Source organism: Sulfitobacter aestuariivivens (assembly GCF_014763045.1).
GTDB classification, from domain to species: domain Bacteria; phylum Pseudomonadota; class Alphaproteobacteria; order Rhodobacterales; family Rhodobacteraceae; genus Sulfitobacter; species Sulfitobacter aestuariivivens.
This window is the reverse complement of record NZ_JACTAG010000004.1, coordinates 37,630-58,960: the sequence shown is the minus strand read 5'-3', so window position 1 is coordinate 58,960 and position 21,331 is coordinate 37,630. Positions and strand designations below refer to the sequence as shown.

At 58.3% G+C, this 21,331-nt stretch carries 20 protein-coding genes; 4 read left to right on the top strand and 16 right to left on the bottom strand.

The features are described 5' to 3' along the window. Positions 1 to 24 precede the first annotated feature (24 nt). Positions 25 to 1,083: a YeeE/YedE family protein gene (locus H9Q16_RS19675; RefSeq protein ID WP_343067898.1), complete on the top strand. Its 1,059-nt coding sequence runs from the start codon at positions 25 to 27 to the stop codon at positions 1,081 to 1,083. Positions 1,084 to 1,085: 2 nt separating this feature from the next. Here H9Q16_RS19675 and hemA read toward each other — a convergent pair whose 3' ends face one another. From hemA to H9Q16_RS19610, 13 genes are all read right to left on the bottom strand, one after another. Then, on the bottom strand, positions 1,086 to 2,306 hold the full coding sequence (gene hemA, locus H9Q16_RS19670) for a 5-aminolevulinate synthase (protein WP_216859521.1): 1,221 nt from the start codon (positions 2,304 to 2,306) through the stop codon (positions 1,086 to 1,088). Then, positions 2,303 to 2,731, bottom strand: coding sequence for a DUF302 domain-containing protein (locus H9Q16_RS19665; protein ID WP_191077196.1), 429 nt, complete (start codon positions 2,729 to 2,731; stop codon positions 2,303 to 2,305). The genes hemA and H9Q16_RS19665 overlap by 4 nt, the downstream gene beginning before the upstream one ends. A gap of 91 nt (positions 2,732 to 2,822) precedes the next feature. Beyond that, the gene (locus H9Q16_RS19660) at positions 2,823 to 4,097 is read right to left on the bottom strand and encodes an NAD(P)/FAD-dependent oxidoreductase (protein ID WP_191077195.1); all 1,275 of its coding nucleotides are present in this window, start codon (positions 4,095 to 4,097) and stop codon (positions 2,823 to 2,825) included. Between the two features lie 24 nt (positions 4,098 to 4,121). Next, complete coding sequence (locus H9Q16_RS19655; protein WP_191077194.1) at positions 4,122 to 4,808, bottom strand: c-type cytochrome; 687 nt, start codon at positions 4,806 to 4,808, stop codon at positions 4,122 to 4,124. Between the two features lie 6 nt (positions 4,809 to 4,814). Beyond that, positions 4,815 to 6,155, bottom strand: a complete 1,341-nt coding sequence (locus H9Q16_RS19650; protein WP_191077193.1) for a c-type cytochrome — start codon at positions 6,153 to 6,155, stop codon at positions 4,815 to 4,817. Then, entirely contained in the window at positions 6,139 to 7,401 is a 1,263-nt protein-coding gene (soxC, locus tag H9Q16_RS19645; RefSeq protein ID WP_191077192.1) for a sulfite dehydrogenase, read from the bottom strand. Before soxC ends, H9Q16_RS19650 begins: the two co-directional genes overlap by 17 nt. Positions 7,402 to 7,422: 21 nt before the next feature. Further along, a complete protein-coding gene (soxB, locus tag H9Q16_RS19640; protein ID WP_191077191.1) occupies positions 7,423 to 9,120 on the bottom strand; it encodes a thiosulfohydrolase SoxB in 1,698 nt (565 codons plus the stop codon). Positions 9,121 to 9,209: 89 nt separating this feature from the next. Next, complete coding sequence (soxA, locus tag H9Q16_RS19635) at positions 9,210 to 10,040, bottom strand: sulfur oxidation c-type cytochrome SoxA (protein ID WP_191077190.1); 831 nt, start codon at positions 10,038 to 10,040, stop codon at positions 9,210 to 9,212. A 31-nt stretch (positions 10,041 to 10,071) separates the two neighbouring features. After that, a complete protein-coding gene (soxZ, locus tag H9Q16_RS19630) occupies positions 10,072 to 10,401 on the bottom strand; it encodes a thiosulfate oxidation carrier complex protein SoxZ (protein WP_191077189.1) in 330 nt (109 codons plus the stop codon). A 25-nt stretch (positions 10,402 to 10,426) separates the two neighbouring features. Beyond that, positions 10,427 to 10,849, bottom strand: a complete 423-nt coding sequence (gene soxY / locus H9Q16_RS19625; RefSeq protein WP_191077188.1) for a thiosulfate oxidation carrier protein SoxY — start codon at positions 10,847 to 10,849, stop codon at positions 10,427 to 10,429. 22 nt (positions 10,850 to 10,871) lie between these two features. Beyond that, positions 10,872 to 11,327 (bottom strand): sulfur oxidation c-type cytochrome SoxX, encoded by a 456-nt coding sequence (gene soxX, locus H9Q16_RS19620; protein WP_191077187.1) that lies wholly within the window; start codon positions 11,325 to 11,327, stop codon positions 10,872 to 10,874. 149 nt (positions 11,328 to 11,476) lie between these two features. Beyond that, a complete protein-coding gene (locus H9Q16_RS19615; protein WP_191077186.1) occupies positions 11,477 to 12,037 on the bottom strand; it encodes a thioredoxin family protein in 561 nt (186 codons plus the stop codon). Positions 12,038 to 12,048: 11 nt separating this feature from the next. Beyond that, the gene (locus H9Q16_RS19610; protein WP_191077185.1) at positions 12,049 to 12,789 is read right to left on the bottom strand and encodes a cytochrome c biogenesis CcdA family protein; all 741 of its coding nucleotides are present in this window, start codon (positions 12,787 to 12,789) and stop codon (positions 12,049 to 12,051) included. Positions 12,790 to 12,874: 85 nt separating this feature from the next. Here H9Q16_RS19610 and H9Q16_RS19605 point away from each other — a divergent pair, with 85 nt between their 5' ends. Genes H9Q16_RS19605 through H9Q16_RS19595 form a run of 3 tightly spaced genes read left to right on the top strand, consistent with a single transcriptional unit; the run spans position 12,875 to position 14,717 of the window. Then, positions 12,875 to 13,237 carry a thioredoxin domain-containing protein gene (locus H9Q16_RS19605; protein ID WP_191077184.1) on the top strand — a complete coding sequence of 121 codons (363 nt, stop codon included), beginning with the start codon at positions 12,875 to 12,877 and terminating at the stop codon, positions 13,235 to 13,237. Positions 13,238 to 13,243: 6 nt separating this feature from the next. Next, positions 13,244 to 13,627, top strand: coding sequence for an ArsR/SmtB family transcription factor (locus tag H9Q16_RS19600; protein WP_191077183.1), 384 nt, complete (start codon positions 13,244 to 13,246; stop codon positions 13,625 to 13,627). 37 nt (positions 13,628 to 13,664) lie between these two features. Further along, positions 13,665 to 14,717, top strand: coding sequence for a YeeE/YedE family protein (locus tag H9Q16_RS19595; RefSeq protein WP_191077182.1), 1,053 nt, complete (start codon positions 13,665 to 13,667; stop codon positions 14,715 to 14,717). Between the two features lie 30 nt (positions 14,718 to 14,747). On the opposite strand, the gene H9Q16_RS19590 is transcribed toward H9Q16_RS19595, so the two are convergent. Genes H9Q16_RS19590 through H9Q16_RS19580 form a run of 3 tightly spaced genes read right to left on the bottom strand, consistent with a single transcriptional unit; the run spans position 14,748 to position 21,329 of the window. Next, positions 14,748 to 16,697, bottom strand: coding sequence for an oxidoreductase (locus H9Q16_RS19590; protein ID WP_191077181.1), 1,950 nt, complete (start codon positions 16,695 to 16,697; stop codon positions 14,748 to 14,750). Next, positions 16,694 to 19,267: an oxidoreductase gene (locus H9Q16_RS19585; RefSeq protein WP_246455884.1), complete on the bottom strand. Its 2,574-nt coding sequence runs from the start codon at positions 19,265 to 19,267 to the stop codon at positions 16,694 to 16,696. The genes H9Q16_RS19590 and H9Q16_RS19585 overlap by 4 nt, the downstream gene beginning before the upstream one ends. Further along, positions 19,257 to 21,329, bottom strand: a complete 2,073-nt coding sequence (locus H9Q16_RS19580) for an oxidoreductase (RefSeq protein WP_191077180.1) — start codon at positions 21,327 to 21,329, stop codon at positions 19,257 to 19,259. Before H9Q16_RS19580 ends, H9Q16_RS19585 begins: the two co-directional genes overlap by 11 nt. Between the last annotated feature and the right edge of the window lie 2 nt (positions 21,330 to 21,331).

Below are 21,331 nucleotides of genomic sequence, written 5' to 3'. Positions count from 1 at the left end.
ATGGGCACTTGAAAAGGCAAGCGTGTGGAAGACCTTATCGATCGCTTTGGTGAGCCGGCCCTGATGTGCACGGCGGGTGCGTTGATCGGTCTGCTCTTTGGTGCCGCCGCCCTGCACGCGCGGTTTTGTCTGCGCGCCGCATCCGTCGAAGTGGCCGAGGCCCGCCCCGGCCCGCGCCTGGCTATCTGGCTGGTCGCTTTCTTTGCCGCGCTCTTTACCGTGCAAACCGCTGTCGCCATTGGCTTGCTGGACGTAAGCGACGCGCGACAATTGTCCGCGACCGGCAGTCTATCAGGCGCCATTATTGGTGGGCTGATGTTCGGAGCAGGCATGATCTTGGCACGGGGATGCGTCAGCCGTTTGCTTGTGCTGTCCGCCACCGGCAACCTCCGGGCGATTATCACGGGTCTGATCGTCACCATCGTGGCCCAGGCCGCGCTATCCGGCGTGCTCGCCCCGGCGCGACAATGGCTGGCCGCGCTCTGGACTGTGCCCGGAGGCACAGAGCGCAGCATGCTCTCGTTTTTGGGTTTGGACATCGAAGTGATTGCCGTCGCTTCGGGCCTCGCATTGGCCTTCTCGATTGGCTTTGGGGTGCGGCAGAGATTGCACAGCTCTGAATTGGTGGCCGCAGCACTTGTGGGCATTGCGATCCTTGCTGGTTGGCTTGCGACCTTTTCCGTCGCCCGGGCTTCGTTTGAATTGGTCGCAGTTCAGTCAGTCACCTTTACGGGCCCGTCGACCGATACCCTGATGGCGCTTGTGGCAGCATCTGATATCCATCCGCAATTCGGGCTGGGGCTGGTGCCGGGCGTTTTTCTTGGCGCGCAGGTCGTCGCGACCTTCAAGGGAGAGGCCCATCTACAGCGCTTTGATGCTGACACGCCGATGGAACGGTATCTGGTCGGAGGCACGTTGATGGGTTTTGGCAGCATGCTGGCCGGAGGATGTGCCGTAGGCGCTGGCATGGCTGGCGGATCGATCCTTGCGTTGACTGGCTGGCTTGCGGTGTTTTGCATGTGGGTCGGTGCGATGGGCACCCACTGGGCGTTATCGCGGACAACCAGCACGCAATCTGCCTGACCCTATTGCGCCGCCATGGGCCTACGCGCCAGCTGGCACTGGGTCCAGAGATCTTCGAGCGCATCAATCAGGCGATCCACATCCGCGTCACAATGCACCGGCGACGGCGTGATGCGCAGCCGCTCTGTTCCTTTGGGCACCGTGGGATAGTTGATCGGCTGGATGTAAATGCCATGTTCCCTGAGCAGCGTGTCAGAGATGAATTTGCACTTGACCGGATCACCGACCATCACCGGGATGATGTGGCCGGGGTTGTCGATATGCGGCAGGCCGATTTCATCCAGTCGCGCGCGCACCTGGGCTACGCGTTCGCGATGTATTTGGCGTTCCGATGCGCTGACTTTCAGGTGCCGGATAGACGCCGCTGCGCCCGCTGCCACACTGGGCGGCAACGCGGTTGTAAAGATAAAACCGCTGGCGAACGACCGCACGAAATCGCACAGCTTTTCCGACGCAGCGATGTAGCCACCGACGACACCAAATGCTTTTCCCAGCGTCCCTTCGATCACTGTCACGCGATCCATCAAACCTTCGCGTTCGGCAATGCCACCGCCACGTGGACCGTAAAGCCCAACGGCATGGACCTCATCAAGATAGGTCATGGCGCCATAGCGATCCGCCAGATCACAGATCTCGCGGATGGGCGCGATATCGCCATCCATCGAATAGACGCTTTCAAAGGCGATCAACTTGGGCTGCCCCGCAGGCAGTGCGGCCAGCTTTGCCTCAAGATCCGCCAGATCATTGTGCTTCCAAATGACCTTTTGCGCGCGAGAGTGGCGAATACCTTCGATCATGGACGCGTGGTTCAGCGCGTCCGATAGCACCACGCAATCGGGAATGCGTGACGCCAGCGTGCCCAGCGCCGCCCAATTCGAGACGTATCCGCTGGTGAACAACAAGGCCGCTTCCTTGCCATGCAGATCGGCAAGCTCGCGCTCAAGCAACACGTGGTCATGCGTAGTGCCGGAAATGTTGCGCGTGCCACCCGCACCTGCGCCCGTCCGGTCGATGGCCGCGTGCATTGCGTTCAATACATCAGGATGCTGTCCCATGCCCAGATAGTCGTTGGAGCACCAGATCGTCACCTCGCCCGGGCCGTTGTGGCAGGTTGCGGCAGGAAATGCTCCACGATGACGCTCAAGCTCTGCAAAGTCGCGGTAGTTGCCTTCTTCCTGAAGCCGGGTCAGTTCTTGCGCAAAGAATCCGTCAAAGTTGATCATTCGGCGGTCGCCTCGGCGACAATGTCGGAAAGCAGCGTCTGAACCTTTTGCATCGCTCCGTCGGGATAGCTGCGATATCCGATCATCACGCCGTCGTCGCGTTCAGCAACAAAAATCCCGTATGGGCAATGCGCAATGTTCATCGGGTCCGCTTCCATGACCTCCCGACTGATGACGGCAGAGCAGAAGATAAAGATGTCCGCTTCTTTGAACAGCATCGTGTCGCTGCCGACGTCGGCGCCTGTGCGGTTCAGCATTTCGCCGACGTGGCTGACGTAGTCAATCACCAAACCCTTATCCAAGATCGCGCTTTCAACGGCAAATGCCGCATCATCGAAAGAGCCGTCATAAGGGACCGAAATGGCTTGCTGTGCTTGGGCCGTCGACGCCAGACCAATCAGTGCGGCAAAAAAGGCAGTTCTCATTTGGTATCCTCCAGGTGATATGCCAAGCAGTCTAGCAAGCGCGAAACACCCCGGCCTTGATCGGGATCAAGGCCGGGGTGCTGTATTGATATCAGGTCTTTGCACCGAACATGTCCGACGTGATGCCTGCGTACCACCCTTCTGATTCCTCGTAGGTTGCCTTGCGCACTTCAGCTGTCTCTCCCGTCTGAGAGATAAACCCGTCAACCTTGGCGATCTTTTCATCCGTGGCCTCGTAGGTCGCGCCAACTTTGACGCCATCATTGGTGTCAATGAGCGACCAGCAGGTGTTGGAGAATTTGGCCGGGAAAACTTTGGATCCGGTGAGCGCGCCGCGTACCGCGTTAGCACAGACCTTGGCCTGACTGTTGGCAGAAAAGCCTGATTTCGGCATGTCACCTTGCTGGCTGGCATCCCCCAGTACGTAAATGTCGGCATCCGCTTTGGAGGACATATCCACCGCATTCACGGGGGCCCAGTTGCCATCGGTGACACCTGCAATCTCGGCGATGTGCCCTGCCTTCATAGCAGGGATGACATTGCAGACATCAACGGCTGTTTCCTCGCCGTCGATGGTCAGGGTCATGGCCCCGGGATCAACACTCACTGAACCGCCGCCAAATTCCTCGCCGATCCAGTCGATCATACCATCGTAGTGGTCGCCCCATCCTTCCTGAAAAAGCGCCATCTTGGAGAATTTCGGTTTCGGATCGGCCACGATGATCTTGGCCGTCGGGTTATTGTTCTTAAGATAATGCGCCACCATCGACACCCGCTCGTATGGGCCGGGCGGGCAGCGATAGGGGTTCGGGGGAGCGACCATGGCAAAGGTGCCCCCTTCGGGCATCGCCTTGAGCTGCGCTTTCAAGAGCTCGGTCTGTGACCCGGCTTTGTAGGCATGTGGCATGGCATTTTGCGATGTGATGTCCCAACCAGCCACCGACCCGTCGACGAAATCAATCCCCGGGCTGAGGATCAGCTTGTCGTAGCCAAGTGATCCGCCACCAGCCAGCGAAACTGTCTTGGCATCGCGGTCCACGCCGACGGCCCAGTCGTGCACCACATTCACGCCGCTTGCGGCCAAACCGCCGTAGCTGTGGCCAAGATCATTCATGTCCTTGAACCCGCCCAGATAAAGGTTCGAGAAAAAGCAGGTGTAGTAGGTGCGCGTGGGCTCGATCAGCGTGACATCAATCTCGCCTTTGCTGTCCTTGGCGATATAGCGGGCCGCTGTCGCCCCGCCGGCGCCGCCACCGATGACCACGACCCGCGGTTTGCCATGACCGTCGGCCATCACCATCGGGGCTGCCATCGCGGCGGATGCAGCGGCTGTGGTCCCTAAGAATACTCTTCTGTTCAAACTCATTTTGGTTTCCTCCCTAAAACAGCCTCAGTCACCGAGGCCTTTGAAATAGGCCGCCAACGCGGCAATCTCATCATTGGCCAATCGGCCCGTGATCATTTGCATGACAGGGTGATCCCTGTGCTTTTCCTTGTAGGCGTGCATCGCGGTCACGAAATCTTCCGTTTCCCAACCGACAATCGCCGGGATGCCATCGTCGTTGCCATCTGCCTGATGGCAGGTTGTGCATTCTGAGGACAGGTATTCACCATACTCCAAATCACCCTCAATCGCGAGGATATCTGCGGAAACGGCAAATCCGTCGTCGATCTGGGCCGCCATCGCGCCACCGGAAAACAAGCCGATGTAGGCAATGACATCCGCACGATCCCCCGCGCTTTTCAGGCCCCGAAAGCTCATCTTGGTGCGCGGCACCATAGATTTGGGCGCTTGCAGGAAGCCGTCCAGTGTGTCTTCCGTCCAGTGCAGGCCGTCCTGCCCTGCCGCCGTCATGGCCTTGGAGTACCTATAGTCCGTCTTGCCGCCAGCGCGGGCTGACATGATGTTGTTAAGCACGGGCCCGACCCGGTGGCGCGCATCTGGTCCCATCATGTGACAGATTGCACATTTCTTCCAGACCTGCTGCCCATGCTCAGGGTCACCTGTTACTTGCCCAAATGTGGCTGTCGCGAGTGCCGCCAAGATCAAGGACAAAGAGAAACGCAAGGCACGCATTGCGATCTATTCCCCGAAGGTTTTGATGTATGCGGCCACCGCCTTGATGTCGGCCTCTTTTTTCAGGCCGGGAAAGGCCATCTTGGTGCCTTTCATGAACCCTTTAGGACGTGCCAGGAACTCAGCCATAGCTGGATCATCCCAAACTCTGCCCTCCTCCTGTGCTGCCTTGAACGCGTCGGAGTATTTGAAGCCATCCACTGACCCCATGACGCGACCGAATACAGCATTGAGTTGTGGGCCAGAGCGGTTCTTGGCCCCCTCGCCAATCTGATGGCAGGCCTTGCATTTGCGGAAAACCTTTTCGCCAGCGACGACAAGCTGAGATGTATCATCACCGTCATCGGCTTGCTGAACGGCAGGCGTGGCTTCAGTTTGGTCCGTGCTACTTTCTTCCTGCTCAACTTTTGGTATCGCCGCGGGAATGAACGACGGTCCTTCCGCGGTGAACGACGGCAATCCATCAGCCGTGGCATTGTTCATGGTGGATTCCGTCCCGCCTTCCGCAGGTGTCTCTACCAGAAAGACAGAGCGCATCGTTACTTCGACAGTATCCTTGCAGTTTTCCATGCAAGGATCGGCGCGCCATTCGGTGTACTCGGCATCGGACCGGTCATCGATGACAAACCCATCCCGGTTATACATCTCGAACGTGCCAAGATTTTCATGAGTGAGCTCAAACTCGTCGTCGATCAGGTCATTGGAATAAAGGATGTAGGCGACGATCGCATAGGTCTCGTCCGGGGTGAGTGTACCCGCCTCGCCAAAAGGCATGGAGCGGTGAACGTAGTCCCACACCGTCGAAAGATGAGGCCAGTAAGAGCCCACCGTCTTGACCGGGTCCTTGTCACCCAAGGTGTCAAAGCCGCCCGCGAGCACCGGCCAGTTGTCCACGCCTTCCGCAAAATCGCCGTGGCACGATGCGCATTTTTGGGCAAAAACTTCTTCGCCATCAAAGGCATTTCCCGTCCCTTCCGGCAAACCCCGGCCATCTGGCAGGACATCTACATCCCAGGCAGCGATTTCCTCTGGCAAGGCGGCACGACCGAGGCCAAAGCCGCCATCGGGCTCGGGGGCGGTGGTCGTCAGGGATGCCGGCATGGCTGCACGTTTCGTCGCAGCGGCCTGCACATCGGCAATTTGCAGTTCCAGTTCTGCTGCGCGCGCGGCCTGCGTTTCGGCCTTTTGCCGGGCGGTCGATGCCTGTGCTTCGACCTGTGCGACCCGCCCTTCTAAGATTTCAATCTGGTCCGCGCCGTGGCCGCGCTGGGACAGACCATATGCAGCACCAAGCACAATCGCGGTGCCGCCAAGCGCTGGGATGAGGAGATTAGGAGACTTCGACATTCTCTGCGATCCCTTCTGCATTAACGTACCAGGTCTGAATGCAATTGTTGTGGTAAACCGAATTTTCGCCACGCTTTTCGCGCAGCTGTTCCTTGGTGGGTTGGCTATATCCGGTTTCGTCCATCGCACGGCTTTGCAGGAGCATCGGCGCGCCATCCCACATCATATCGACATAGAACCGCGTCAGCGCTTTGATGTCCCCCTGCTTGCCCAACCGCGCCGTTTCCCAAGTGATGCCCCCATCCTTGGACACATCCACCCGGGTGATCTGCCCGTGGCCGGACCATGCAAGTCCAGAGATCACCAAAGGCCCCTTACCATGCGTGATCGGTTGCTGTGGGCTGGGCGAGGTGATGACCGATTTTGCATCCATCACCCATGTCCATTTGCGCGCGGTCCCGTCCTCAAGCACATCCGTGTATTTCGAGGTCTCCTCGCGGCTTTCCACGGCGCGATCCACGACTTCGATCCGGCGCAGCCATTTGACCCACATGTTGCCTTCCCACCCCGGCACGACCAGCCGGACGGGATAACCATGCTCCATCCGCAGTGCCTCGCCATTGGCCTTGAAGGCGACAAGCACGTCGTCCAGCGCTTTTTCCATCGGGATCGAACGGCCGTTGGAAGATGCATCAGCGCCTTCCACATAGACCCACTTGTCCGAAGATATATCCGCACCCGCTTCTTTGAGCAAAGCGCGCAGGGGCACACCTGTATATTCCATATTGTGAATCATGCCATGCGTGAACTGAACGCCATTAAGCTGCGCACCCGCCCATTCCATGCCGGTATTCGCCGCGCACTCGCAGAAGTAGACGTGGTTCTCGCGCGGGAAACGCTCGATGTCGGCGTAAGAAAAGACCAGAGGTTTGTCGACCAGGCCGTTGATCATCAGCCGGTAATCTTCCTTGCGCAGCTCAATCGCCCCTGAATGGTGCCTCTCGAAAGCGCAGCCCTGCGGCGTAATCGTGCCATCAAGCGCATGAATGGGCGTGAAGTTGATCGATGAGATGGGCGAGGCCGTCAGCCACTCCACATTGCGGCGCACGACGTGGCTCTCATATTCGATGGGCATCCCATAGGGAGTCTCGTCCACCCCAACCCCGGTGTAGGACGCCCAATCCTGCAGCTCGGTGATCAGCGGATCAGCGTTCTGGGCCGCAGCCGCACCAGCGACCGATCCCGCGGCAACTGCGGCACTGCCTTTCAAAAAGGCCCGGCGGGAGGGTTTGAACATCTCGTCCATGTGTCATGCTCTCCGGTTAGGTTAGACGCCGACAACTTCGACGCTGTTGTTTTCAGACACCGTTACGGTGCCCAGCTTGGCGATGTGGTTTTCCACCACATCCCATATCTGGGGGCCTTCAGTATCTTCATTCACGCTGGCCCAGCCTGCGACGATGTAGCTGCGGGCCGGGTCGATTGCCTCGCCGGTGCTGAGCGAGGTCATGTTAGATATCCGCTCCCCTTGCGGCTTTGAAACGTCGATGCGGTAGCCAAGCCCGCCGGTTCGCACCATGTCGCCGCCCTGCTGATAGTAGGGATCAGGGTTGAAAATGTTGTCGGCCACATCTTCTAGCACGACTTTGAGGAATTCTCCTGTGAATTCAGTGCGGTATGCCTTTCCGTAGGTCATGGACGTCACACCGAAAATGTCTTCGCGCGTGATGTCCTGACCGGGGATCAGAGAGGGACCCCAGCGCACACCGGGGCTGAGCGCAATTTCTGCGTCCCGCTCACTGAGCAGGGCATCGCAGATCACATCGTCCCAGGTTCCGTTAAAGTTGCCGCGCCTGTACAGCAGGCTGTCTGTCTGTCCGATCACCTCGGACATCTCAGCTTCATAAGGGGCGCGTTGTGCGTCGATCAATGCCGCAACCTCGGCGTCCGGTTCGATCACGTCAGAAAAGAGCGGGATCAATTTCGTGCGGTAGCCCATCATGCGACCATCGCGGATATCCAGATCACAGCGGGTGACAAACTTTCCATTTGAGCCCGAGGGCAAGATGATCGTTTCGCCCACCAATACAGGTTCTGGCAGCGCGTCATGGGTGTGGCCTGACAAGATCACGTCGATGCCCGGCACAACGTTTGCCATCTTCTTGTCGACGTCAAAGCCGTTATGGCTCAGCACGACGACGCATTCCGCGCCAGCGGCTCGGACCTCTTCGACCATCGCCGCCATGTTCTCATCGCGGATGCCGAAGGAATACTCAGGGAACATCCAGCCGGGATTGGCGATGGGCATGTAAGGGAATGCCTGGCCAATCACGGCGATTTTGGTGCCGCCGCGTTCGAACATCTTGTAAGGTTTGAAAAGCTCGGCGGGTTCGTCCCATTCGGCATCAAAGATATTCTGACCAAGTGCGGCAAACGGCAGGCCTTCGACAATCTCGGCAACGCGGTCGGAACCCAGCGTGAATTCCCAGTGAAAGGTCATCGCGTCAGGCTGCATCGCGTTCATCACGTTGACCATGTCCTGACCGTCGGTCTTCAGACAGGTATAGGACCCATGCCAGGTATCGCCGCCATCCAGCAGGATTGCATCAGGCCGGTCGGCGCGGATCGCATTGATCACGGTTGCCATACGGTCCAGCCCGCCGATACGGCCATAGGCCTGCGCCAGGGCGGAAAAGTCACCGGAGCTGAGCGCGTAGTGGTTTGGGCTGCCGTCCTCGATGCCATAGAGCCTTCGGAAATCGGCGCCGGTCACATGGGGGACAGCCCCCTTGTTCTCGCCGACACCGATATTGACAGACGGTTCGCGGAAATAGAGCGGTTTGAGCTGCGCGTGGATGTCCGTGACGTGGATGAGGGAAACATTGCCAAAGGTTTCAAATTCCAGCAGCTGGTCCTGCGTGAGTCGCTGCTGCGCCGCCAGTCGTGCCCAGTTGCCAAAACCGGATGCCCCGACAAGCGCCGATGCCGCCATCCCCACCTGAAGAAAATCACGCCGCGATATCATGAGCAGTCAGCCCCCACTACATATGCGCATGTTTGAATGTTGCGCGAAAGAGAAGGCCCCGCGCAGATCCCGCGAGGCCCTTTGTCAGATTAGTTTCGGACGGACGGCGTTTCGACCGAGAGGCCCTGGCCACGCGACGCAAGATAAAGTTCAAGCGCCTTGAATTCATCACCGCCCTCGGCAAAGGGCGTGGCACGGATGTTCTTCATGCACCCCTTGAAACGACCGTGGATGGAATTCAGCTTGGCGTTTTTCAGACGATACGTCGGAAAGCCATTGATCTGACCCTGGCTGAGGTGATCGGCTCGGATCATGACACCATAGTTGTCCTCGTGACAGTTGGAGCAGGCCATATCGAGCTGTCCGACACGGGTATAATAGAGCTCTTTGCCCTTCTCCCAGAATGGGGCGGCTTCGCCTTCAGTGGCCACATCCATTGCCATACCACGGGATTGCAGACCAATCAGGGCGGTCATCGCCGTCATCTTGCCCTTGGACCACTTCCACGCTTCCGCGCCCATCCGGTCGGTGCGGCATTCATTGATCAGATTCTCCATCGTGACCAATTCGCCGTTATCAACACGCGGCAGCTTTGTCCGCAGACCCGCGAAATCGGCGACGTCTTCATGACAAGAGGAACAGGCCTTGCCTTCGGACCCATCGACTTTGTCCCACTGTTCTATCGCGGTATCGACAAAGATCATACCAGGGTTGTCAAAGTCATCGGTTTGCAGCGCCTGAGTCTCGCTCGAGCGGAAACGCCAGCCCGAATAGATCGTGTCGACACTGTCCATATGCGCAGGTGCTGCTGTTTCTGTCAGCAGCGTCTCACCCTCCACATTCAGCGTGTTGTCGTCCTGAGCCACTGCGGCCCCGGCAAAACCAAACGCTGCGATTGCGATCCATGGTGCTATTTTCATCTTGTTCCTCCCCGGCGATGCGTGCGTCTTCTTACGAGACGGTGATCGACTTGCTTTCTGTGTAGACGTCCCCGTCATCGTCGTACCATGTGAAGGTAAACTCACCCGTCTCTGGCACGATGGCCTCGAACTGGAAGTAGGGATTGGTAGAAATCGCAGGTTCCAGCGTCACATCGATGACGTTCTCGCCGTTAAAGTCTGCGGTGAAACGGTTGATGATCGACCGTGGAATAACGTTGCCATCGTCATCCTTGCGCTGGCCGCTTTCCATCTTGTGGCTGATCAGCGTCTTGATGGTGATCGTCTCACCGGCCGCTGCCTTTTTGGGAACTTTGACCCGGGGTTTTACGCCTGATGCCATGGTTTCTCTCCTTTTATCTTCGGGATCAGCCGCCGCAGCCGCCGATTGTCACTTTCACGTTCGCCTTGGTCATCTGGAAAGAACCATCTTCCATCTTGGCAACCGCAATCACATCCTGTGTTGTCGCCAGACGGATCCGCGTAGACGCGCTGCGTGACGCGCTGAGTGGGCCAAACTTGAACGTCGCCACGTTGGGAACGGGGTTGCCAGCCGCGAAAAGCGTGATCTCTGTCGCGCCGGGCGCGCTGACTTCGATCGGGACAGTGTTGCCGTTCTCGGCAATCTCGGGCGCTGTAAGCGTGATCGCGCCCTCACCTGTCTCTGCACCGCCGGTGAAGGCCGCGATTGCGTCATCTGTCAGGCTCGCGAATGCGGGCAGGCCAGACAGCGTGGCAAATGCCACTGTGCCAGAGCCGATTGCGAGGATCTTTCGCCGTGTCAGTTCCATTTAAACCTCCGAAATCAGAAGATTACTCTTCTTTGAGTGTCATCAGATAGGCCACCACATCCTCAACCTGCTGCGCGGTCAGAATGGATTGGCCTGCAAAGTCATCCAGCGGACGGGTGTAGCCGCTGTCGATGTAAAAAGCGGGCATGATTGTGCCTTCGAACATCATTTTGGAGTTGCTCACGATACCACGCAGCTCTGCCTCGCTCCACCGGTCAGCGACACCGTCCATGGGGGGGCCAACCTCTCCGTGAAAACTTTCTTCAGACAGATCGCTGTTGGTATGGCATGCCAGACAATTGCCCTGCTTGCGATTGGCAAAGACCGCACGGCCATTCACCGGGTCTCCGGCAACGCCGGTCAGCGACGCGGCGACCGTACCATCAGCGAAGGAGACAGCCATCGGCTTGACCTCTTCTGCCAAAGCCATGGACGCGCCCAATGTGGCAACCACGGCAAATCCCAATGTGTGTTTCATGCACCCTCCCCTGGACGATTCTTGTCTGCTTTTTTCGTACACTAGTGCACACCGTCGCAGTTAAGCAATAACAAATTCAACAAACCGAATTTTTCGATTTGTTCGCTCGCGCAGAAAATCTGAGTCGATTGTTTCGCAGTCGCAGAAAGTCACCCGCCCCGCTCAGTGATTTTCCGCGCATGATATTTCTGAAACGGCTCTTCTGTCTCGTATCCCTTTTCAACCACCCAGGACAGCATGTCGAATGTGGTTCCGCGTGCAAAGGCACCGGGCATCATCGCAACAGCCGCCTGGTCCAGCGTCTGATCATCGTTCACCTGCTGTGGCAGGAAATAGATGCTGGGCGTGAACAATGCGCCCCAACGTTTTGCCATCTCTTTTTCAGGTAAACTCGTGCCATCAAAATCCGTTACTTCCACATCGCCGAACATGTTGATCTGCACCACAAAGAAGTTGTCCTGGATAAATTCTTCGATCTGCGGAACCACAAAGACTTCTTCGTGCATCTTCTTGCAGTAGGCACAGCCACGCTGTTCGATCAGGATCATCAGGCGTTTGCCTTCGGCGTTCGCTTCCTCAAGATCTTCGCCAAGATCCTTGAACGTATCGCGCATCCACGTGGCCTTGTGCAGGCCATCGTCGCCCAGCTCTGCAGCGTGGACTGTCGTGCTTAGGAAAAGCGCGGCCAGCACCATGATAAATCGTTTCATTTCATTTCCTCCTATCCGATGGATGAAAACCAGGGAATGACGTCAAGCATCCACTGCGCGATGACGTTAATTGAATTGGTAGCAATCAACACCCCGAACAAAATAAGGAGCGCACCCATCAGTTTCTCGACCAATCCCAGATGCCGCCGGAACCGCGCCATGAAGCGCATGAACGGGCCGATAAAAAAGGCGGCGACGATAAAGGGCAGTGTCATGCCCGCCCCATAGACAAACAAGAGCCAAGCCCCCTGCCCGGCGGTTTCCTGCCCGGCTGCCGTAAATAGGATCGCCGCCAGTACAGGGCCGACGCAGGGTGTCCAACCAAAGGCGAAGGCAAGTCCGATCACGAAGGCGCCGGCGTACGTGACGTTCGATGTCTCGCCAGCGTCGGCACGAAACTGACGGTAGAGTATTTCGATGCGGATCACGCCAAGGAAATGCAAACCCATTGCGATGATGATCGCCGCCGCGATCCACCGCAGGATGTCGAAATATTCCCGGACGATTTGGCCAAAAACCGTTGCCGTGGCGCCCAGCCCCATGAATACGGTTATAACACCCAGCGCAAAGAACACCGCAGACATCAACGCCCGCCGGCGCACAGCGCCAGTCACAGTGGCCTCTGCACTGATCTGGTTCATGCCGACACCGGCAAGATAGCTTAGATAGAACGGGACGATCGGCAGAATACAGGGCGAGAGGAAAGACAGAAGTCCCGCGATCAGGGCACCCATGAAGGTGATGTCAAACATGCGGTATCCATCGCCTCTCTTGAGATATTCACAAATTAGATTATGATAAGATAGCGCGTTTCGTCAATCACCGGTGAGCACTGCGATGATCAAACTCTTGGCTTTCCTGTTTGCCGTGGCCGTACCGACCACGGCGTCGGCAGATCTTTATCTGCTGATGGCCGAGGAAGATGGCTGCATATGGTGTGAACGTTGGAATGATGAGATCGCCCATATCTATCCCAAAACTGCCGAGGGTCGCGTCGCGCCACTACAGAGATATGATCTTCATGGGGAAACCCCTGATGTGGTGTTTGAAAGGCGCGTCCATTTCACGCCCACTTTCATCCTTGTGGATGACGGCCGGGAACTGGGCCGCATTGAAGGCTATCCGGGCGAAGATTTTTTCTGGGGATTACTAAGCTTGATGTTTGATCGCGCGAATGTGTCCTTGGATCAGAAAGGTTGATTGTCTATGACCCTTGACGTGACCACGGACTCAAATACCACCGATCTTTCGCAATCGCGACTGCCTGTGTTCGACAAGAACATGTGTGCGGACGATATGGAAAAGATGATGAAGAAGGCGCAGATCGCGTCGAACTTTCTCAAGGCGATCAGCCACGAGGGCCGCATGATGATCCTGTGCCATCTGGTGACAGGTGAAAAAACGGTCACCGAACTGGAAGAGCTGCTTTCGGCGCGTCAGGCGGCGGTTTCGCAGCAGTTATCCCGTCTTCGTCTGGAAGGGATCGTCACCCCGCGGCGCGATGGCAAGGCAATATACTACAGTTTGACGGACGACCGTTCGACACAAATCATGGAAGTGGTCTACGACCTCTTTTGCAGGGAAGACTGACAGGGCGCCTGGGCCAACTGCTGGCCGTGGAGGGGACATGCTCGAAACACTCGGAGAAGCCAACACTGCTGCCGTCATCGGATTGATTGGCGGGCTGGCCCTTGGGCTGGCCGCACGGATCGGACGGTTTTGTACGTTGGGCGCGATTGAAGACATGCTTTATGGTGGTGACGACCGCCGGATGCGGATGTGGCTCATCGCGATCGGTGTCGCGGTGATCGGAACCCATCTGGCCATTTCGAGTGGTCATTTTGATGCAGGGCAGACGGCTTACCTTGACCGCGTCTGGAACCCCCTCGCGACGATCGTCGGCGGCTTGCTGTTTGGCTATGGCATGGCGTTGAGCGGGAACTGTGGTTATGGCGCGCTGGCTCGGTTGGGCGGTGGTGACCTGCGGTCTTTCATGATCGTGATCGTGATGGGCCTGTCAGCCTATGTGGTGATGTCCGGACCCCTCGCCCATACCCGCGTCTGGCTTTTCCCGGTCGAAATGGACGCTTCAGACCCACAGGGTTTGACGCAAAGCCTCAGTGGCTTTGGCGTGTCTCCGGCTGTGACCGGTCTTTTGGTAGGGGCGATCCTCATTGCGATTGCGCTTGCCCGGCGCGAGATGCGCCGGTCCTACCCACATATCATATGGAGCGTTGTTGTCGGCCTTGCAGTGCTCTCAGGGTGGCTTGGAACTTATTGGATCGCTACGACGGGTTTCGCTGCGGAACCTGTTGAAACACATGCCTTTGTCGCCCCGATTGGCGATACGATTTATTACGGCATGACCGCGTCAGGAACCGCCTTGTCCTTTAGTGTCGGTTCGGTTTTGGGCGTTGTCCTGGGGGCGGTGATGGGATCCTATTCGAGGGGCCACTTTCGGTGGGAGGCCTGCGAAGACCCACGTGAACTGCGCCGACAGATCCTTGGTGCGGCAATCATGGGGCTTGGGGCAATTCTGGCGGTCGGATGCAGCGTCGGCCAAGGGATATCCGCCTTTTCGGTTCTGGCCTACAGCGCACCAGTGGCGTTCGTTGCAATATTTCTCGGCGCGGCGATTGGGCTGAAGCAATTGATCACAGGGTTTGCCCCGGCGGCATGAATTGATCGCGCAGCCGGGCGCAAAAGGTATCTAAATCGCGCTGGCCACCTTCAGCCCTTCAAGCACCGCTTCTTCCACCGTTCTCGGGCTCGCACAGTCGCCGATCGCATGGGTTTCAAATCCCGCATCCACCAGTTCAACTGCCAGCGAGGTGACAGACGCGTGGCCCAATGAAGTCACGAGGGTATCAATGCCCTCCATCACGACCGGTTCGTTGCTCAAAGTGTGTTGGAAATAGGCACTGTCGGCGTCTATACCGAACGGACGCAGATAGGGGATAACTTCCACCCCTAGGCGATGAAGCTTGCCCAGCCACGCATCTCGGGCATATTGCGGGATCGCTTCGCCCGCGGTAATACCATTTACAGCCAACCGAACGCTGCACCCATCCAGCGCTAGTTTTTCCGCCAGACCCAGCCCGACCCAATCGCAACGCCAATCAGCGATGGCGACGGAGCTGCCGACATTTGCCGTGCCCTGCAACACCTCCCAGGCATCCACAACATGCCCTTCATCGGCCCCCGCCAGCGCGATGTCCCGCGGCACTGCACCGGTCGCTACGATGACGACCTGAGGCGCAAGGTCAGCAATACTGGCCAGCGTCGCTGGCGTGGCGAGGTGTACATCCACGCCAGCCGCGCGGGCCTCGCGTTCAAGATTTGTCGTGACGCCGCCAAACTCCGCGCGACCGGGAAGCAATTGCGCCAGGCGCACTTGTCCGCCCAAGTACTGCTCTGCCTCAAAAAGCGTGACGGAGTGACCTCGCTCTGCTGCAATCGCACCCGCCTTGAGGCCAGCGGGGCCACCACCGACCACAAGCACACGCTTCTTCGTCCGCGTGTTTTTCAGCGTCCCGAATTCCAGTTCGCGCCCGGTTTCAGGATGCTGGATGCAGGAAATCGGATATCCCCCCAGCATGTGTCCGATACAAGCCTGATTGCACGCCACACAGGCGCGGATGTCGTCAAGGCGCCCCGCTGTGGTTTTGTTCGGCATTTCGGGATCGGCTATCAGCGCACGCGTCATGCCGCACATGTCCGCCTGACCTGAGGCCAACACCTCATCCGCGATCTGCGGTTGGTTGATGCGGCCCGCGACAAAGACCGGAACCTTTACGCGCGCTTTGATCTCAGCCGCCAATGGCGCGGTGTAGGCGGTCTCAAAGCTCATCGGGGGCACGATATGCGTCGACCCAGCAAGGCTTGCCGACGTGCCAGCGGTCACGTTGAGGTAATCGACAAGGTCTTCTGTCGCAAGCGAGGTTGAAACCTCAATCATCTCGTCAGGCTCAAGTCCCTCGTGATCTTTCTCGTCAATCGAAAGCCGGACCCCCACGACCAGATCTGGCCCCGCACCGCGTCGCACCGCACGCAGCACATCCGACAGAAATCGCATGCGGTTTGCTCTGTTGCCGCCGTAGACGTCAGTGCGCAAATTGACCTTTTCATTCAGAAACTGAGCTGCCAAAACCCCGTGTGAGGCAACGACTTCAACGCCATCAAGGCCAGCCTTGCGCAGCCGCGCGGCGGCGGTTTCAAAGCCAGCCACGATGTCGGTGATCTGAGCCATCGTCAGCGGGCGCGGCATCACGTGAAATCGCTCGTTGGGGACGGCCGATGGGGCAAGAGCGACAAGCTGCGTACCGTCGGCCGCGGTGGTCATCTCGCGTCCCGGATGGGTCAACTGCGCAAAGACCTTTGCGCCATGTTGCTGACACGCGTGTGCGATCTGCGCGTAACCTTGGATGCAGGCATCATCATAGGCGCGAATGGCCGGCCTACCAGACATGCCGGACGGATGCGCCCGCGCCGCCTCTATGATGATCAGCCCCGCACCACCACGCGCGCGGGCTTCGTGGTAGGCGACCATCCTCTTTGTCGGCAGATTGTCTTTGAGCATGACCGCCATGTGGCCCGTGGAGAATATCCGGTTTCGCAGCGTGTGACCATTCACGGTCAGAGGGCTGAGAAGGTGTTTCATCCGCCCGCGCCCCGGAGGAATTGATGCAAGGGTCTACAACTCTCCGGGTCGCCATTCGCTTCGGCCTCAAGAAATGCGAGGGCTGCGACTTCATGCTCCGTCATCACCTTGAGCGGTGGCAGATCGTCGGGCGGTGCCATGGCCTCCAGTTGTCTGAAGTCCTCGATGTATCCAGGAAAGGTCGATCGCATCTGTGCAATGAGCTCATCCCAGTCACCGGGTGCGGTATCGGCCTGTTTCTGACCCGATCTGGTCAACTCAGCAGCATCCCGAGGCCTTAAATCATACTTTTCAATCAAAGGTCTGACAGCGACAGCTGTGTGTTCTTCAACCTGCTTTAACAGCATCATCTTCCGCTTGAGGTCATCGTCCTGAAACCGCTCCGCCAGTCTTTCGAAATAGGCTGCGCCCTCGATTTCCTCTTCTAAGTATTGCCGGAGCGTTGCGAGGTATTTGTCGCTCGCCGCCGCCACAGATGGCGCGTCCGATAGATATGCGCCCTCGTCCGTCAGGCCGACGTCCACCCGGTCATGGCGCAATGGGATGTCGGGATCCACCGGCGCATCAAGGGTGCGCGCATATCGATGACCCGCGTAAACAGCAGCCGCGATGATCGCAGGCGCATCGCAATCGCCGATCCTGGTCAGGGAAAACGGAAGCTGTGATCCTGCCTTGTTCGCGTCTTCCTGCAGCGTGTGAAAAAGCGTGTCATTTGGCCTGCGCTGCGTGACCATCACGATATTCTCAACCTCGCGAAGATGCGTGGCACCAGCGTATTCACAAACCAGCGTAGCTGTTCTTCCACAAAAGTGGCGCAACGATTTGGAAACCTCGATCTTAATGTCCAGCGCCATCAGGTGCATGCGCACCCGCCACCGTTCAGAGGTGTTTTCAGCCCATTGGGAAACCGCGTCATGGGGCGTGGTGTAGATGACCTGGTGGCCAGCTGCACGTATCTTTTCCGCAATCACACCGCCAAGGTAATACCCGTCCTCGTCATAGACTAAGGTGGGGCCCTCCGGCAATTTGCCATCCATGATATCGTCAGGAGTGAATACCTTTGAATGGTTTTCCTCAGCAGTGACAGGCACATAGCGATCCCCGTCGAACCGTTCCATGCGCCAGTGAGCCCCGGTGGCGATGACGACATGATCCGCCTCTACCGCATGGACATCGTGGGGCGACAAACGGCTTTCGCGGAAAATCTCGACGTTTGGCATCTCTTCCAGTTGCTGCACGCGGTAATCGCGCACGCGGATATATTCGCTCATTCCCGGCAGAGCGGCTTCGCGCGGGACACGACCGCCAAGGGTGCGGGTGGCTTCGGCAAGCATAACGTCATACCCCCGCAGACCGAGCGCCCGCGCCGCTTCAAGACCCGCAGGCCCAGCGCCGACGATCAAGACCCGGGCATCGCTGCCTTTGGGGCTGATCTTTTCGGGATGCCAACCCTTGCGCCACTCTTCGCCCATTGTGGGGTTCTGCGTGCAGCGGATCGGTACACCGATGCTGTCCCCCGAATAGCAGACGTTACAGCCGATGCATTCGCGGATGCTGCCCAAATCGCCGGCTTCGATCTTTGCGGGCAAGAAAGGATCCGCAATTGATGGGCGCGCGGCGCCAATCAGATCCGTCACCCCACGCTTGATTTGACTGACCATGGTATCAGGCGACGTGAATCTGCCCACCGTGACCACCGGGACATCAGTTACCGATTTCACGAAATCCATGTAGGGTTCCAACGCACCTTCCTTGGTAAAGCGCGACACGCCCATTTCGACCCCGTAGTCGGCAATATTGATGTCCCAAAGGTCAGGCAGGTCCGCCAACATTTCGAACATCTCGCGGCGCTCGCCGGTGATGGGCACGCCATCCTGGCCGATCTTTTCATCCGCAGCAAAACGAACGGCCACAGCACAGCGGTCACCCACAGCATCCTTTGTCTCTTCAATTAGCTCACGCACCAACCGGGTGCGGTTTTCCAGACTGCCCCCATATTCATCGCTGCGGGTGTTGCGCGTAGGGCTCAAGAAGTTCGACAGCAAATAGCCGTGCGTTGCATAAACATAGACGATGTCAAATCCGGCATCTCGCGCCCGCAGCGCCGCCCGACGGTGCCAATGGCGCAACATCCGGATGTCGGAGGCATCCATCGCCCGGGTCTGAAACGGATGACCCACAGCATTGGGCAAGCTATCGAGATCAAGCGATACTTCGCGGGTCATCATGTTGGCACTGCGCGCGCCACCATACCACAGCTCTGCCCCGGCTAGCGCCCCGTGCATGTGAATCTTGTCGGTCATCAGGCGATGAGCCCGGATATCGCTTTCGTCCCAGAGCGACGCAGAGACATGTTTGAAGTCGTCCGAAGACGGATGAATGGAATTATACTCGGTGCAGACCACGCCCCAGCCGCCCTCGGCCTTCACGCCGCGCATCTCGGCAAGCATGCGCGGGCGGACATGCCCCATCCCTGTACAATGCGGCACCTGAAAGAACCGGTTTTTGGTTTTGACCGGACCTATCTGCAGGGGCGTGAACAGAATATCGTAGCGCGGATCACGAGCCATTTTGGGTCCAGTCCATGTCAAAAGAGGCGAGCGCGGGCAATTCCCGGCGGAACGGCACATTGGGCAAGTCTGTTTCTCCCAGCTCGCGCGCACATCGGTGGCCTGAATACACGGCGGCCGCGATGGTGCCCGGTGCCAGACAATCCCCGATCCGGGTCGCCCGGACCCCATCGGACAGAATCAGATCGTGAAACAGATCCTCGTGCGGCGTGCGCATCGTCACAAGCAGCACGCTGCGCGCATTCAGCGTCGTTGTCTTGCCGGAATAGCCGCACCTCACCGTGGCGATATTCGGATCGATGCTGGTCAAGTTGTGCGACAAGATCAATCGCACACCCAACTGCATCAGGCGGGCCTGAATGCGATGTTGTTCCAGCGTGTTTTCGGTCCATTCCGACACGCGTGCTGCCGGGGTGACCAGCGTGACGTCGATGCCGTCCCCTGCCAACAGTTCTGCCAGCAGTCCGCCCATGTAGAAATGATCATCATCAAATATGACCACTGGACCCTTGGGGCGATTGCCTGTCAGAACGTCATCTGGCGTCAACACTTGGGCCTTTGCGTCAACCGGAATGCCGCGCGGGTTTTCGCGACCTACCCCGTCGCGTGTCCAGCTGGCACCTGTTGCCAGAACAACATGCTGAGCGCCAAATTCCTGAACCGTTGCGGCGGACATTTCGCTATCAAGGAAGACCTCGACGTTTGGCATCTGACTGACCTGCCAGATCCGGTAGTCCACCACCCGGCCCCATTCAGCAAGTCCGGGCAATTTGCGCTCAGTTATCAATCGCCCGCCTAAATCCTTGCTGCGTTCTGCCAATGTTACACGGTAGCCGCGCTGGCCCAATGCCCGGGCGGCCTCAAGCCCGGACGGACCCGCGCCGATAATCAGCACGCTCTCTTGCTCATGGGCGGGCGCGATGTGTTCGGGGTGCCAGCCTTTGCGCCATTCCTCACCCATCGTGGGATTTTGTGTGCACCGGATGGGGACAAAGGAATTGTCCCCTGACACACAGATGTTGCAGCCGATGCATTCGCGAATGTCCTCGATCCTGCCCTCTTGAACCTTCTTGGGCAAAAAGGGGTCGGCGATCGACGGGCGAGCTGCGCCAATGAAATCGAGCACACCGTCTTTGACAAGCGCTGCCATCGCATCAGGTGAGGTGTAGCGCCCGACGCCCACCACAGGTTTGGTCGTGACGCCCTTGACCCAGCGGATGTAGTCTTCTTGATACCCCGACGCCTTGAACCGCGACGTGGCGCTGTCGTTTTCCCAGCCGCTGATGTTGACGTCCCACAGGTCGGGCACTTCGGCCAGCATCTCAACCAGATCGCGCCCCTCCCCGTCGCTTGTCATCCCGTCCGCGCCCATCAGCTCATCCACCGAAAAGCGCAGTGCGATGGCACAGGTGTCACCTACCGCGTCGCGCGTATCTTCCAGCACTTCCCGCAGGAGGCGCGCACGATTTTCAAGGCTGCCACCGTAGTGATCCGTGCGGCGGTTCCGATAGGGCGACAGAAAGTGCGAGATGGTCGACAACTGGTGACCGGCATAGACATAAATGATATCAAAACCCGCCTCGCGTGCGCGCACGGCTGCTTGCCTGTGCCAACGCCGCAGATCCTGGATGTCGGACAGGTCCATTGCGCGGGCCTGTACCGGATCCGGCATCGCCACGGGACTGTGGCTGGGCGCCAAAGGCACGTCGCGCGAATAGCGGTTCGCAGCCATCACGCCCGCGTGGTTCAATTCACACCCGGCCAAAGCGCCATGCTGGTGTACCGCGTCGCACATCCGGGCCAGAACCGGTATGTCGCAATCTTCCCAAAGCCGCCCCCCCATCCAGGGGGAATGATCCCCCGACGGATGAATCTCCACCTCTTCGGTTGTCACAACAGCCCAGCCGCCCTCTGCCTTGATCCGTCGCATTTCGGCCATCGACGACGGATAGCTGCGCCCCATGCCATTGCAATGCGGCACCTGATAAAAACGGTTTTTCGCGGTGACCGGCCCGATCTGAACGGGTTCAAAAAGAATGTCGTAACGGGGATCGCGAGACATGA